The sequence below is a fragment of the Thiopseudomonas sp. SA1F2-1K genome, assembly GCF_057443035.1.
The window spans coordinates 1,865,628-1,878,990 of the sequence record NZ_CM172014.1 but is presented as its reverse complement, the minus strand read 5'-3'; the positions used below and the strand labels follow the sequence as shown (position 1 = coordinate 1,878,990).

Genomic DNA, 13,363 nt, shown 5'->3' with positions numbered 1-13,363 from the left:
CATCCGCCGGAGCGACCACAGGTAAGCGGTCGCTGGCGCTAGACTTAAGCTGTTAGCCAGTTTTCAGCCCGAGCTCGAGCTTGCTCAAAATCACGCACATAAGACAATTGTTTAGGGCTGAGTCGAATATTGGCGCGGCGCATCTTTAAACGTAAACGACTGGTAGTCCCTACTAAAATTACACCAATATCTCGCTGACGATAATCCTCGAGTACCTTAGTTAGCCCTGCAATTGCTGTCATATCCAACACCGGAACTGCACTCATATCAATGATCACGACCTTAATGCTTGGTTGGACTTGGCGTAGTACGCTGAGCGCTTTCTCTGCTGCGCCAAAAAATAAGGGGCCGCGGATACTGTAGCTGCAAATACTATCGGGAAGATCTTGTAAAGCTTTGATATGTGGCGCATGACTAGGGCGAGTGTCAGTCGTTTCACTGATGTGCTTAATAAATAAACCAGCCGCTAGGATTAAACCGACGCCAACGGCTAAGACCATGTCGAACAGCACAGTCAAAATTAAGCAGGTAAGTAGCACTAAAATATCATTACGTGGAGCTATCTTTAAGGTATGGATCACATGCTTGGGCTCGCTCATATTCCAGGCCACCATCAATAGTAGCGCTGCCAAAGCGGACATTGGCAATAGGCTAAAGAGCGGTGCTAGAAACAGCATTGCCAGTAATACGACTAACGCATGAGTCATCGCAGCCATTGGTGAGTAAGCGCCTGCTCGCACGTTAGCAGCGCTGCGGGCTATCGCAGCGGTGGCGGTAATGCCGCCAAACAAGGGGGCGACGAGGTTGCCTATGCCCTGGGCAAAGAGTTCGCCGTTGGAGTCATGCTTAGTGCCTGCCATGCCATCAGCGACGACCGCACAGAGCAATGACTCAATGGCGCCTAGCATGGCAATGGCAAATGCGGGAGCCAGTAGTTGTCTAAATAGCTCAAAAGAGAGCACCAGCGGTTCGCCACTGGGTCCAGGCAGTGTCCATGGCCAGGCAAAGGAGGGTAAGAAAGGTGGAATACCGGGGTACTCAACGCCCTCAACAAAGTAACTAAAGCGCTCGCCCAAGGTGGCAACTGGCCAATCAAAATGCTTAAAAGTGATGGCCAATAAAGTGCCTATGACTAAGGCAGGTAAATGCCCTGGAACACGAGGGAAGAAGCGCGGCCAAGCAATCAAAATAGTTAAGGTGATCGCTGCGATTAAGCTGTCTCCCAGTTGGATATTTGGTAGGGCTAGAACTAGTTGCTGTACCTGTTCTAAAAAATTACTGCTAGGGCCAATATTGCTCAGGCCTAGGGCATCTTTCATTTGTAAGGTGGCTAGTACAATGCCGATTCCAGCGGTAAAGCCCAAGGTGACCGGGTAGGGAATAAATTGCAGTAACGAGCCAGCACGCAGTAGTGCCATGCCGATTAAAATAGCGCCTGCCATCAGGGTGCAAATTAATAGCCCTGCTAAGCCAAATTGCTGGGTAATGGGTAGCAAAATGACTACAAAGGCAGCGGTTGGCCCTGATACGTTGAGTCGTGAACCGCCGAGTAAGGCAATTAAAAAACCTGCAACCAGTACGGTGTATAAGCCATGTTGTGGTGGCAAGCCAATGGCAATTGAGAGAGCCATGGCCAAAGGGATGGCAATAATCCCGACAGTAATTCCAGCGATAATATCGCTGCGTAAGCGTTGCGCGTTATAGCCCGCGCTTAAGGTGTGTTTCCAAGCCGAAAACAGTGGGGGAAAATACATGCGTACTCCTAACATGCAAAGCAATCAAGCGCTGACTTAGTGTGCAGGCAGCTGCTTGATACTACGCCTCTGCTCGAAAAAAGTGTACTTCTGCGGAAAATGGCAACTTTCTTAGGTATTGAGTTGCAATTTTTCACTCGTTTGGCATAATAGCGCGGCTCTTTTCTTGATAAAGCCTAATCAATTGAGAAGGGAAGGCGGGAGATGCAGACCTGCCGAACATATACATAACTGCCGCAAATATGACCACGCTAAGACCCGAGCCCCCGTAAATAGCGTCGATTATTCGGCACCTTTGACTTGTCAAAGTAAGCACTATTCAGTAGGATTCGCCGTCTTTTAATTGATGAGACGGCCTTGAGGCCAATTGCTAATGAAAACATTTACAGCAAAACCGGAAACAGTTAAGCGCGACTGGTATGTTGTCGACGCTGCAGGTCAGACCCTGGGTCGTCTGGCTACAGAAATCGCTAGCCGTTTACGTGGTAAGCACAAGCCTGAATACACTCCACACGTTGACGCGGGTGACTACATCGTAGTTATCAACGCAGAACAAGTGCGTGTTACCGGCAAGAAAACATCAGACAAAATCTACTACTCTCACACTGGTTTCCCAGGCGGTATCAAAGAAATCAGCTTCGAGAAGTTAATTGCTAAGGCACCTGAGCGCGTGATTGAAAACGCAGTTAAGGGTATGTTGCCTAACAATCCACTGGGTCGTGCGATGTATCGCAAGCTGAAAGTGTATGCAGGTGCTGAGCATCCGCACACTGCACAGCAGCCCCAAGAACTTAAGATTTAACGGGAATAGTAGACTATGTCGGCGAATCAAAATTACGGCACAGGCCGTCGCAAGGCTGCAACTGCACGCGTATTCTTACGTCCAGGTACAGGCAGCATTTCTATTAACAATCGCAGCTTAGAAGTTTTCTTCGGCCGTGAAACCTCGCGCATGATGGTACGTCAGCCTTTAGAGTTAACTGAGACTCTAGAGAAGTTTGATGTGTACGTGACTGTTGCTGGTGGTGGTGCGAGTGGTCAAGCGGGTGCGATCCGTCACGGTATTACCCGTGCGCTGATCGAGTACGACGAAACCCTACGTGGTGCTTTACGTAAGGCGGGCTTTGTTACCCGTGATGCGCGTGAAGTGGAGCGTAAGAAAATCGGTCTGCGTAAAGCACGTAAGCGTCCTCAGTTCTCCAAGCGCTGATACGCTCTACCGTATATCAAAACGCCCGTTTCCGAGAGGATTCTGGGCGTTTTTTATATAAAATTAGTGCAAAAGCTAGGTTTAGAAAATGCTTCGTTGTTAGGTCAACGAATCGCACTTTAGTGACGGGGGCATGCCTCATTCCCTTGTCTTAAGTGTGTCTTTTCTTTAACATCTGTGCACTTTGATAATGCTGCTAGCTTTTAATAGAAAAGAAAGCCTGTAACACAGGCAAAACTGTTGATGGGAGACGACTTGATGAGCAAAGACGGCGTGAATGCAGGCCGACGTCGCTTTCTGGTGGCCGCTACTTCGGTAGTAGGTGCTGCTGGAGCGGTTGGCGCTGCTATCCCGTTTCTGGGTTCTTGGCAACCCAGTGCGAAGGCTAAGGCCGCGGGAGCACCGGTGCGCGTTAACATTAGTAAGGTGGAACCAGGCCAGCAGGTAGTTGCTGAGTGGCGTGGTAAGCCGGTCTTTATTGTAAACCGTACCGATGAGGTGATGAGTAATCTGGCTAAGCTCGATAGCGTAGTATCAGACCCAAGCTCTGAGCACTCTGAGCAACCGACTTATGTGGATCCAAAAAACCGTGCAATTAAGCCTAATCTGCTAATTGTTGAAGGTTTATGCACCCACTTAGGTTGTGCTCCTACCTACCGTCCTGAAGTTGCTCCTGCAGATTTAGGGCCAGACTGGGTTGGCGGTTATTTTTGTGCATGCCACGGTTCTAAATATGACCTCGCTGGCCGCGTATTCAAGGGGCAGCCTGCACCTTTAAACTTGCCAGTACCTCCGCATTCTTACGAAACTGATGAAATTGTGATCATCGGTATAGATCAGGAGACCGCGTAATGAGTAAGTTCATGGAGTGGGTCGACGCCCGTTTTCCCGCAACTAAAATGTGGGAAGATCATCTCTCTAAATACTACGCACCAAAGAACTTTAACTTTTACTACTTCTTTGGTTCCTTAGCCCTCTTAGTGTTAGTTAACCAGATCCTCACCGGTATTTGGCTAACCATGAGCTATGAGCCCTCTGCTGAAGGTGCGTTTGCTTCCGTTGAATACATCATGCGTGATGTTGAGTATGGTTGGATTCTGCGCTATCTGCACTCCACAGGCGCTTCAGCATTCTTCGTGGTGGTGTATTTGCACATGTTCCGTGGATTGCTGTATGGCTCTTACCAGAAGCCGCGGGAGCTGGTGTGGATCTTCGGGATGTTAATTTACTTAGCCTTAATGGCTGAGGCGTTCATGGGTTATCTGCTGCCTTGGGGACAAATGTCCTACTGGGGTGCCCAGGTAATTATCTCCCTATTTGGTGCGATTCCAGTTATTGGTGCTGACTTAACTGAGTGGATTCGTGGTGACTACCTGATTTCAGGTATTACCCTAAACCGCTTCTTTGCATTGCACGTCATTGCAGTGCCGATCGTATTGTTAGGTCTAGTGGTGGTGCATATTATTGCGCTGCACGAGGTGGGTTCGAACAACCCAGACGGTATCGATATCAAAAAACACAAAGACGAGAACGGCGTACCTTTAGATGGTATTCCATTCCACCCGTACTACACAGTGAAAGATATCGTGGGTGTGGTGGTGTTCTTATTTGTGTTCTGCTTTGTGGTGTTCTTCTTCCCAGAAATGGGTGGTTTCTTCTTAGAAAAACCAAACTTTGAACAAGCTAACGCCTTTAAAACCCCTGAGCACATTGCCCCAGTTTGGTACTTCACTCCGTTCTACGCGATTTTGCGTGCGGTGCCTGACAAGTTAATGGGTGTGGTTGCCATGGGCGCCTCGATTGCGCTGCTGTTTGTGTTGCCATGGTTAGATCGTAGCCCAGTGCGCTCTATGCGTTACAAAGGCTGGATGAGCAAACTTTGGTTATGGATTTTCTGTATTTCATTCGTGATTTTAGGTTACATGGGTGTACAACAGCCAACGCCTACTTTCACCTTGATCTCACAGATTTGTACAGTGCTGTACTTCCTGTACTTTATCCTCATGCCGTTCTATACCAGCATGGAAAAAACCAAACCGGTTCCAGAAAGGGTGACTGGCTAATGAAAAAGCGAATTATTGCATTACTATTTGCTGCATTGCCGACATTAGGCTTTGCAGAGGTGCCAAACTACGAATGGCAATCAATTAAGGTAGACCTAACCGATAAAGCAGCCTTGCAAGATGGTGCGCGCACTTTTGCTAACTATTGCATGGGCTGTCACGGGGCTAAATTCCAGCGTTATGAGCGTGTAGCTGATGACTTAGGAATTAGCGAAGAGTTAATGATGGAAAACTTGGTATTTCCAAGTGACGCTAAATATGGCGATCACATGAAAGCCAGTATGACGTCAGATCAAGCCAAAAAATGGTTTGGTGTTGCGCCACCTGATTTAACCTTAGTTGCCCGCGTGCGTGGTAATGATTGGGTATATAACTATATGCGCTCATTCTATGTGGACGAAAGCCGTCCATTTGGGGTGAACAACGTAGTATTCCCGAACGTTGGTATGCCTAACGTTTTAGTACACCTACAAGGTGTACAAACAGTGGGTACTGCTCAAGTTCAAGCCGTCGATGAAAAAGGTAAAAAGGTGTTTGACCCCTTAACTGGCACACCTTTAACTAAAGAGTCTGACAACGAACTTACAGTACTGCCGAAAACTGGTACTCTAACTGAAGCTGAATTTGACCAGAAAATTCAAAACCTTGTCACGTTCTTAGCTTATTCTGCTAACCCAGTTAAGCTTCAGAGTCAGCGTATTGGTACTTATGTGCTGTTATTCTTAGCATTTTTCTTTGTCTTCGCTTACTTCTTGAAGCGTGAGTACTGGAAAGATGTTCATTAAGAGCAGTTCAGCAGTATAAGTAAAAACCACACACGCGCCCCTCGAGGCGCGTGTGTTTTTATGCGATAAGCGTAATTATTTTTTAAGGAGGAAAGCCATGGCCGTTCCAAATAAATTGGGCTGCTACTCGGATCCAGTTGATCAGTATTCGCATCGTGTGCGTCTGGTGCTGGCAGAGAAGGCAGTAACAGCGGAGATGTTTGATGTGGTGGCGGGTGAGTGTCCTGCTTCTCTAACTGATGTTAATCCTTATGGGACTGTTCCAACTTTAGTCGATCGTGATCTTGCGTTATATGAGTCTACGGTGATTATGGAATACCTCGATGAACGTTATCCTCATCCTCCTTTATTACCTGTGTATCCTGTAGCTCGGGCTAATAGTCGTATGCTGATGCATCGCATCGAGCGTGACTGGTGCCAGTTAGCTGAACTTATTTTAGATAAAAACACCAAAGAAACGCCGCGCAACAAAGCCCGTAAAGAGCTGCGAGAAAGCTTAATAGGGGTGGCTCCAGTATTTGCCAGCATGCCTTACTTTATGAGTGAAGAGTACAGCTTGGTTGATTGCTGTTTGTTGCCATTGTTGTGGCGTTTGCCAGCTTTAGGCATTGAGCTGCCGAAAGCTGCCGCACCCTTAATTGAATATATGGAGCGCAATTTTGAGCGTGAAGCTTTTCGGGAAAGTTTAACCGAAGCTGAGCTATTGATGCGTCCTTAATTAGGAGAGCCTATGAACTCCAGTCGTCCATACCTGATTCGTGCGTTACATGAGTGGTTAGTGGATAACCAGTGCACTCCGCACTTGTTGGTAATCAGTGAATATCCAGGGGCAAACTTGCCCGAAGGATTTGCCCAAGATGGACAGATCGTGCTCAATGTTTCACCTGCAGCAGTGCGTTACTTGCAGATGGATAATGAGGCCGTTAGTTTTGAAGCGCGCTTTGGTGGCGTGCCATTTCAAGTGTATATCCCTATTGCTGCCGTCTTAGCCATTTATGCCAGAGAGAATGGGCAAGGCATGTTCTTTGAGCCAGAAGATGAATTAGCGCTGCCCGCAAGCGATGAAGCAGAGCCGACCTTAGCTGTGGTTGATAGTGCTGCAGATGATATGCCACCAGAGACTAGCGAAGCTTCCGCTGCCAAACCGGCTAAAGGGCGACCTACGCTAACCGTGGTTAAGTAACCACCCATTAAAGACAAACAAGAGGATGAGTGATCGCAGCTGGTATGAAAAATACTAGGGGCTTAAGGCTTAGGAAAGGTCACTCAAAAGGTTGAGAAGAAGTGCTGCAAAAGGTATAATGTCGCGCTTCCATTTTCCCGTCGGGGAGCATTCGCTATGCTGCGTATTAGTCAAGAAGCACTGACTTTTGATGATGTTTTATTAATTCCAGGTTATTCCGAAGTTCTGCCAAAAGACGTTAGTTTGAAAACTCGACTGACGCGTGGCATTGAGCTGAATATTCCGCTGCTGTCTGCAGCTATGGATACTGTTACTGAAGCCCGTTTAGCCATTGCCATGGCGCAAGAGGGCGGTATCGGTATTATTCACAAGAATATGACGATTGAGCAACAAGCCCTTCAGGTGCGTAAAGTAAAGCGCTATGAAACGGCGATTGTGCATGATCCGGTGACCGTCTCACCTTACACCAAAATTACTGAAGTCTTGACACAAGCTGAAGAACTAGGTTTTTCTGGTTTTCCAGTATTGTCTGATAGCAAAGAGTTAGTCGGTATTGTGACGGGTCGTGACTTACGGTTTACCCCGAAAGCGGGCGAAACCGTTGAAGCAATCATGACGCCTAAAGATCAGTTAGTGACTGTCTTAGAAGGCACCGGTCTTGAAGAGATTAAAGCTAAGCTGTATGAGCACCGCATTGAAAAAATGTTGGTGGTAAACGAGCAGTTTCAACTGCGCGGCATGGTGACTTTCCGTGATATCGAAAAAGCCAAAAGCTATCCGTTAGCCTCTAAAGATGAGCAGGGCCGTTTACGTGTAGGCGCTGCGGTAGGTACCGGTGCTGATACCGGTGAGCGAATCGAAGCGTTAGTGGCAGCGGGAGTTGACGTGGTAGTGGTAGACACTGCTCACGGTCACTCGCGCGGAGTCATTGAGCGTGTACGCTGGGTGAAAGAGCATTTCCCACAGGTACAGGTCATTGGCGGTAACATTGCTACTGCTGAAGCTGCGTTAGCATTGGTTGAAGCCGGTGCCGATGCTGTAAAAGTAGGGATTGGTCCAGGCTCAATCTGTACTACCCGTATTGTTGCAGGGGTGGGCGTGCCACAAATTTCGGCGATTGCTAACGTATCCGCAGCGCTGAAAGATACCGGTGTGCCAATGATTGCCGATGGCGGTATTCGCTTCTCAGGCGACTTAGCTAAAGCGATTGTGGCCGGTGCCGATACAGTGATGCTGGGTTCGATGTTTGCTGGTACTGAAGAGTCACCGGGTGAAATTGAGCTGTTCCAAGGTCGCTCGTATAAGTCCTACCGTGGTATGGGCTCACTGGGTGCTATGGCTCAGTCTCAAGGCTCATCTGACCGTTACTTCCAAGACAGTAACGCCGGCGCTGAAAAACTGGTACCGGAAGGTATTGAAGGCCGCGTACCTTATAAAGGCGCGATGTCAGCCATTGTGCACCAGTTAATGGGTGGCTTACGTGCCTCCATGGGTTATACCGGATCTGCCACCATTGAGGATATGCGTACTAAGCCACAGTTTGTACGTATCACCGGTGCGGGTATGGCTGAGTCCCACGTGCATGATGTACAAATTACCAAAGAAGCACCTAACTACCGCGTTAGTTAAGTGTGAGTAACACCCCGACAAACCGCCAATTTTAGGCGGTTTGTCTTTTAGACTTTTATTTATTTTTGAGATAACTCCGATGACTGCTCAAGATATCCACGCCCATCGCATCCTCGTGCTGGACTTTGGTTCCCAATACACTCAATTGATTGCTCGTCGCATTCGCAGCTTAGGCGTGTTTTGCGAAATTCATCCGTTTGATATCGAAGAGCAGGTAATCCGTGAGTTTAATCCACGCGGTATTATTCTGTCTGGTGGCCCTGAGTCAGTGCACCAAATGGGCAGCCCGCGAGCGCCTGAGTATGTGTTTGAGCTAGGCTTACCGCTATTGGGCGTGTGCTACGGCATGCAAACCATGGCTGAGCAGTTAGGTGGCAAGGTAGAAAGCTCTGCTGCCAGTGAGTTTGGTTCGGCGCAAGTAACAGTTACCGCTAATAGTCCGTTGTTAGATGGTATTCGCGATGACGGTGCTAACTTGGACGTGTGGATGAGCCATGGCGATAAGGTTACGGTGTTGCCAGAAGGTTTTGTCACCTTAGCCAGCACGCCTAGCTGCCCGATTGCGGCCATGGCTAACGAAGAGCGTCAATTCTACGCCGTGCAATTCCATCCAGAAGTCACTCACACCACCCAAGGCAATGAAATTTTAGCTCGCTTTGTGCAGCGCATTTGTGGTTGTGAGGCGTTATGGACGCCAAGCAATATTATTGATGATGCCATTGCTACCGTCCGCGCTCAGGTCGGTGATAAGCAGGTGTTGTTAGGTTTATCGGGCGGGGTAGATTCATCCGTAGTAGCGGCATTATTGCACCGTGCGATTGGCGAGCAATTAACCTGTGTGTTTGTGGATCATGGTTTGCTGCGCTTAGGCGAGGGCGATCAGGTGATGCAGATGTTTGCCGAGAATATGGGCGTAAAGGTAATCCGAGTAGATGCTGAAGAGCGCTTTTTAGGGCTGCTTGCAGGTGTTACTGACCCTGAAGAAAAACGCAAAATTATTGGTCGCACCTTTATTGAGGTTTTTGATGAAGAAGCGAGCAAACTTGAAGGCATCGACTTCTTAGCGCAGGGCACGATTTATCCAGATGTGATTGAATCGGCGGCGGTTAAGCACGGTAAAGCTAAGGTAATTAAATCGCACCACAACGTCGGCGGTTTACCTGAAGATATGAAGTTTGAACTGGTTGAGCCACTACGCGAACTGTTCAAAGACGAAGTGCGCAAGCTGGGTGTAGAGCTTGGTCTTCCTGAAAGCATGGTGTATCGCCACCCATTCCCAGGGCCTGGCCTGGGCGTGCGTATTTTAGGTGAGATTAAGAAAGAATACGCCGACTTGCTACGCCAAGCAGACCATATCTTTATTGAAGAGTTACGCAATGCCGGTTGGTACGATAAAACCAGTCAAGCCTTTGTGGTCTTTGTGCCGGTTAAATCTGTGGGTGTAGTAGGCGATGTGCGCCGTTATGCGTGGGTGGTTTCGCTACGTGCAGTAGAGACCATCGACTTTATGACCGCCCGTTGGGCGCACTTACCGTATGATTTACTGGAGAAAGTCTCCGGCAGAATCATTAATGAAATCGAGGGTATTTCCCGCGTGGTTTATGATGTGTCAAGCAAACCACCAGCGACTATCGAGTGGGAGTGACGGGCACTGGCTGGCAATGTCTAGCAACGGCAGGCATTTCGGCTGAGGGTAAAAGAACTTTCCGCTAAGCGATAGACTGTATGTAAACACAGTATTGCAAGGACGCGGAACATGCCTCATGTGGCGGCCAGGACGGCCAGCCGGGATCGGGATACTGGTCGTTACCAGAGCCACCGACCCGAGCAAACCCTTCTCTATCAGATCGTTGACGAGTATTACCCGGCATTCGCTGCGCTTATGGCAGAGCAGGGAAAGGAATTGCCGGGCTATGTGCAACGGGAATTTGAAGAATTTCTCCAATGCGGGCGGCTGGAGCATGGCTTTCTACGGGTTCGCTGCGAGTCTTGCCACGCCGAGCACCTGGTCGCTTTCAGCTGTAAGCGTCGCGGTTTCTGCCCGAGCTGTGGGGCGCGGCGGATGGCCGAAAGTGCCGCCTTGCTGGTTGATGAAGTACTGCCTGAACAACCCATGCGTCAGTGGGTGTTGAGCTTCCCGTTTCAGCTGCGTTTCCTGTTTGCCAGCCGGCCCGAGATCATGGGGTGGGTGCTGGGCATCGTTTACCGCGTCATTGCCACGCACCTGGTCAAGAAAGCGGGCCATACCCACCAAGTGGCCAAGACGGGCGCGGTCACCCTGATCCAGCGTTTTGGATCGGCGCTCAATCTGAATGTTCACTTCCACATGCTGTTTCTCGACGGTGTGTATGTCGAGCAATCCCACGGCTCAGCGCGTTTCCGCTGGGTCAAGGCGCCGACCAGCCCAGAGCTCACCCAGCTGACGCACACCATCGCCCACCGGGTGGGTCGCTATCTGGAACGGCAAGGCCTGCTGGAACGGGATGTCGAAAACAGCTATCTGGCCTCGGATGCGGTGGATGACGACCCGATGACACCCCTGCTGGGGCACTCGATCACTTACCGTATCGCTGTCGGTTCACAGGCGGGGCGAAAGGTGTTCACTTTGCAAACTCTGCCGACCAGTGGTGATCCGTTCGGTGACGGGATTGGCAAGGTAGCCGGGTCCAGCCTGCACGCCGGCGTGGCGGCCAGGGCCGATGAACGCAAGAAGCTCGAACGGCTGTGCCGGTACATCAGCCGCCCGGCGGTATCCGAGAAGCGGCTGTCGTTAACACGAGGCGGCAACGTGCGCTACCAGCTCAAGACGCCGTACCGGGACGGCACCACGCACGTCATTTTCGAACCATTGGATTTCATTGCAAGGCTGGCCGCCCTGGTACCGAAGCCCAGAGTCAACCTAACCCGCTTCCACGGGGTGTTCGCACCCAACAGTCGGCACCGGGCGTTGGTCACGCCGGCAAAACGGGGCAGGGGCAACAAGGTCAGGGTGGCTGATGAACCGGCAACACCAGCACAACGGCGAGCGTCGATGACATGGGCGCAACGGCTCAAGCGTGTTTTCAATATCGACATCGAGACCTGCAGCGGCTGCGGCGGCGCCATGAAAGTCATCGCCTGCATTGAAGACCCTATAGTGATCAAGCAGATCCTTGATCACCTGAAGCACAAAGCCGAAACCAGCGGGACCAGGGCGTTACCCGAAAGCCGGGCGCCACCGGCTGAGCTGCTCCTGGGTCTGTTTGACTGACGAGCCTGAAGGCCAACGATACCAATCAAAATGCTGCGTTCACAGCGCCGCGGCAGGGATCCGCCGTGCTGGTTGTCGGAAAAGGAGCCGCTAGTGGGAAAGAGGAGGGTAAATTTTCAGCGTTGCTGGCTCCCCGTCAGCCGGATTGGGTTGCATCGCAGGGGTGTCGAAAGAGTCAACTGCGGTCCAAAGCTGTTGGACTTGGGTGAAAAGGGCGTTTATTCTTCCTATACGTTCATTAGGTCATCTAGCCTTTCTTCCGCAGGTTTTGTTTGATAAGGCCTGACTTTCTCAGACACTTTTTTGATTCATAAAGTACTGTTTTTCATAGTTCATTGGTGACACCCGCTGATTGTGCGTGTGCCTGCGTTTTGGATTGTAAAACATCTCGATGTAATGAAATATAGCCCGCTTTGCTTCTTCCCGTGTTTTGTACTTATGGCGGCGTATTTTTTCTTTTTTAAGGTTGCCAAAGAAACTTTCAGCAACTGCATTATCCCAACAATTGCCTCTGCGGCTCATGCTAGCTTCCATATTAAGTGAGCTGAGCAACCTCCTAAAATCACGGCTGCTGTATTGAGAGCCTTGATCCGAATGCAGCCGCACAGTGTCTCCGGGCTTACGACGCCAGTAAGCAGCCATTAAAGCATCTTGAACCAGAGTGTCAGTCATCCGCTCAGACATCGACCAGCCAACAATGCTGCGTGCGAACAAGTCCATGACTACAGCCAAGAACAAGAAGCCTTCCTGGGTATGAATATAGGTGATATCGCTGACCCACCACTGGTTAGGTGCAGACACATTAAAAGCACGGTCGAGCGTGTTTGGTGCTGTGATATCAGGCTTACCACTATAGTAACCTTTAGGTCTTTTATAACCGCGTTGCGCACAAATCTGCGCCAATCGCATTAATCTCAGTATTCGATCGCGCCCACATTTGATACCAGCCTCAGCAAGATCAAGATGGATGTTGCGATAGCCATAGTGCCCACCGCTTGCCAGCCAATAGTGTTTAACCAGAGGCAATAAGCGCTGATCATCCTTGCATCGCTTGCTCTCTGGCGTTTTAACCCAAGCGTAATAGCTGCTGTGATGAACACGCATCACTTTGCAAAGCAAGCGCACAGGATAACGGTGGCGACGAGATTTTATGAACGCGTACCGTTCTTTGACTCGCTGGCAAAGAACACGGCGGCCTCCTTTAAGATGTTGCGCTCTTGCTCAACACGCTTCAGTTCGCGCTTTAAACGGGCAATCTCAGCCTGTAAATCATTATCTTCCAGTCGTTTTTTAACCGGTTTGGAAAAGATCTTAATCCAGTTGTACAGCGTCTTATCACTGATGCCTAAGCGCGTAGCAACGTCTACAACAGCATAACCATGGACGGTCACTTGGTTGACAGCTTCTTGCTTAAACTCATCTGAATAACGGTAGCCTTTGCTCATATTTAACCCCTTATAGTTGTTCATCTTTTTACCATAAAAAGTGT

Annotated in this window: 12 protein-coding genes; 10 read left to right on the top strand and 2 right to left on the bottom strand. The window is 49.6% G+C overall.

The window, feature by feature from the left end:
- Positions 1–44: 44 nt before the first annotated feature.
- Positions 45–1,754 (bottom strand): C4-dicarboxylic acid transporter DauA, encoded by a 1,710-nt coding sequence (dauA, locus tag AC2T15_RS09090; RefSeq protein WP_486778102.1) that lies wholly within the window; start codon positions 1,752–1,754, stop codon positions 45–47.
- A gap of 373 nt (positions 1,755–2,127) precedes the next feature.
- Here dauA and rplM point away from each other — a divergent pair, with 373 nt between their 5' ends.
- The 10 genes from rplM (at position 2,128) to AC2T15_RS09040 (ending at position 11,874) form a co-directional block, all read left to right on the top strand.
- Positions 2,128–2,556, top strand: a complete 429-nt coding sequence (gene rplM, locus AC2T15_RS09085) for a 50S ribosomal protein L13 (protein WP_053100185.1) — start codon at positions 2,128–2,130, stop codon at positions 2,554–2,556.
- A gap of 15 nt (positions 2,557–2,571) precedes the next feature.
- Positions 2,572–2,964 carry a 30S ribosomal protein S9 gene (gene rpsI, locus AC2T15_RS09080; RefSeq protein WP_053100182.1) on the top strand — a complete coding sequence of 131 codons (393 nt, stop codon included), beginning with the start codon at positions 2,572–2,574 and terminating at the stop codon, positions 2,962–2,964.
- Between the two features lie 258 nt (positions 2,965–3,222).
- A complete protein-coding gene (gene petA, locus AC2T15_RS09075; RefSeq protein ID WP_053100180.1) occupies positions 3,223–3,816 on the top strand; it encodes a ubiquinol-cytochrome c reductase iron-sulfur subunit in 594 nt (197 codons plus the stop codon).
- Positions 3,816–5,027 (top strand): cytochrome b, encoded by a 1,212-nt coding sequence (locus tag AC2T15_RS09070; protein WP_053100178.1) that lies wholly within the window; start codon positions 3,816–3,818, stop codon positions 5,025–5,027. Before petA ends, AC2T15_RS09070 begins: the two co-directional genes overlap by 1 nt.
- Entirely contained in the window at positions 5,027–5,812 is a 786-nt protein-coding gene (locus tag AC2T15_RS09065; RefSeq protein ID WP_486778101.1) for a cytochrome c1, read from the top strand. The genes AC2T15_RS09070 and AC2T15_RS09065 overlap by 1 nt, the downstream gene beginning before the upstream one ends.
- Before the next feature lie 97 nt (positions 5,813–5,909).
- Complete coding sequence (locus AC2T15_RS09060) at positions 5,910–6,530, top strand: glutathione S-transferase N-terminal domain-containing protein (RefSeq protein ID WP_053100173.1); 621 nt, start codon at positions 5,910–5,912, stop codon at positions 6,528–6,530.
- A 12-nt stretch (positions 6,531–6,542) separates the two neighbouring features.
- Positions 6,543–6,995, top strand: coding sequence for a ClpXP protease specificity-enhancing factor (locus AC2T15_RS09055; protein WP_053104767.1), 453 nt, complete (start codon positions 6,543–6,545; stop codon positions 6,993–6,995).
- Positions 6,996–7,151: 156 nt separating this feature from the next.
- Positions 7,152–8,624, top strand: a complete 1,473-nt coding sequence (gene guaB / locus AC2T15_RS09050) for an IMP dehydrogenase (protein ID WP_486778100.1) — start codon at positions 7,152–7,154, stop codon at positions 8,622–8,624.
- 79 nt (positions 8,625–8,703) lie between these two features.
- The gene (guaA, locus tag AC2T15_RS09045) at positions 8,704–10,269 is read left to right on the top strand and encodes a glutamine-hydrolyzing GMP synthase (RefSeq protein ID WP_486778099.1); all 1,566 of its coding nucleotides are present in this window, start codon (positions 8,704–8,706) and stop codon (positions 10,267–10,269) included.
- A gap of 111 nt (positions 10,270–10,380) precedes the next feature.
- Positions 10,381–11,874 carry an IS91-like element ISCR2 family transposase gene (locus AC2T15_RS09040; protein ID WP_001120888.1) on the top strand — a complete coding sequence of 498 codons (1,494 nt, stop codon included), beginning with the start codon at positions 10,381–10,383 and terminating at the stop codon, positions 11,872–11,874.
- A gap of 291 nt (positions 11,875–12,165) precedes the next feature.
- Here the strand turns inward: AC2T15_RS09040 and AC2T15_RS09035 are convergent.
- Positions 12,166–13,319, bottom strand: a protein-coding gene (locus AC2T15_RS09035; protein WP_286597336.1) for an IS3 family transposase whose coding sequence is annotated in 2 segments (ribosomal slippage) — positions 12,166–13,073 and positions 13,073–13,319 — 1,155 coding nt in all. Because the reading frame shifts where the segments join, the coding sequence is not laid out codon by codon here.
- Between the last annotated feature and the right edge of the window lie 44 nt (positions 13,320–13,363).

Excerpts from the sequence above, each read along its gene's own strand:
- dauA (WP_486778102.1), bottom strand. The coding sequence starts at position 1,754 with ATGTATTTTCCCCCACTGTTTTCGGCTTGGAAACACACCTTAAGCGCG.
- rplM (WP_053100185.1), top strand. The coding sequence starts at position 2,128 with ATGAAAACATTTACAGCAAAACCGGAAACAGTTAAGCGCGACTGGTAT.
- rpsI (WP_053100182.1), top strand. The coding sequence starts at position 2,572 with ATGTCGGCGAATCAAAATTACGGCACAGGCCGTCGCAAGGCTGCAACT.
- petA (WP_053100180.1), top strand. The coding sequence starts at position 3,223 with ATGAGCAAAGACGGCGTGAATGCAGGCCGACGTCGCTTTCTGGTGGCC.
- AC2T15_RS09070 (WP_053100178.1), top strand. The coding sequence starts at position 3,816 with ATGAGTAAGTTCATGGAGTGGGTCGACGCCCGTTTTCCCGCAACTAAA.
- AC2T15_RS09065 (WP_486778101.1), top strand. The coding sequence starts at position 5,027 with ATGAAAAAGCGAATTATTGCATTACTATTTGCTGCATTGCCGACATTA.
- AC2T15_RS09060 (WP_053100173.1), top strand. The coding sequence starts at position 5,910 with ATGGCCGTTCCAAATAAATTGGGCTGCTACTCGGATCCAGTTGATCAG.
- AC2T15_RS09055 (WP_053104767.1), top strand. The coding sequence starts at position 6,543 with ATGAACTCCAGTCGTCCATACCTGATTCGTGCGTTACATGAGTGGTTA.
- guaB (WP_486778100.1), top strand. The coding sequence starts at position 7,152 with ATGCTGCGTATTAGTCAAGAAGCACTGACTTTTGATGATGTTTTATTA.
- guaA (WP_486778099.1), top strand. The coding sequence starts at position 8,704 with ATGACTGCTCAAGATATCCACGCCCATCGCATCCTCGTGCTGGACTTT.
- AC2T15_RS09040 (WP_001120888.1), top strand. The coding sequence starts at position 10,381 with ATGCCTCATGTGGCGGCCAGGACGGCCAGCCGGGATCGGGATACTGGT.